Below are 361 nucleotides of genomic sequence, written 5' to 3'. Positions count from 1 at the left end.
GTGGACCTTCTCCACCCTGGGCTGGCCGGAACAGACCGAATTCCTTAAGAAATTCCACTCCACCGACGTGCTGGTGACCGGTTTCGACATCATTTTCTTCTGGGTTGCCCGGATGATCATGCTCACCATGCACTTGGTGAAAAATGAAGACGGCACGCCGCAGGTTCCATTCAAGACCGTGTATGTGCACGGTCTGGTACGTGATGGCCAGGGCCAGAAGATGTCCAAGTCCAAGGGTAACGTCCTGGACCCGCTGGACATCATTGACGGTATCGAACTGGAAGATCTGGTGCAGAAACGCACCTCCGGCATGATGCAGCCGAAACTGGCGAAGAAGATCGAGAAGCAGACCCGCGACGAG

The 361-nt window shown here is 55.4% G+C and carries 1 protein-coding gene; it reads left to right on the top strand.

The window, feature by feature from the left end:
- Positions 1-361 (top strand): class I tRNA ligase family protein (locus AC1DLM_RS35600; RefSeq protein ID WP_477572645.1); only part of this gene is annotated, 361 nt, incomplete at both ends.

This window comes from Paenibacillus sp. 01T442 (assembly GCF_056398345.1).
This window is presented reverse-complemented; position numbering and strand designations above follow the sequence as displayed.